At 63.6% G+C, this 214-nt stretch carries 1 pseudogene; it reads left to right on the top strand.

The features are described 5' to 3' along the window. Positions 1-214 (top strand): annotated as a pseudogene (locus RB628_RS42435) (ATP-binding protein); the annotation flags it as partial.

Raw genomic sequence — 214 nt, 5'->3', positions numbered from 1 at the left:
CCATCCGCTACGGCCAACCACCCATCCAACTGCGGCTGATCCACGAGAACAGCACCCTGATCTGCGAAGTCTTCGACTCAAGCAATACGTCCCCGCACCTACGGCGAGCCCGGACCTTCGACGAAGGAGGACGCGGCCTGCTGCTCGTCGCCCAACTCTCCGAGCACTGGGGTACTCGGCATGCCACCACCGGCAAGACCATCTGGGCTGAGCA

This window comes from Streptomyces sp. ADMS, assembly GCF_033441795.1.
Taxonomy (GTDB): Bacteria; Actinomycetota; Actinomycetes; order Streptomycetales; family Streptomycetaceae; genus Streptomyces.
This window is presented reverse-complemented; position numbering and strand designations above follow the sequence as displayed.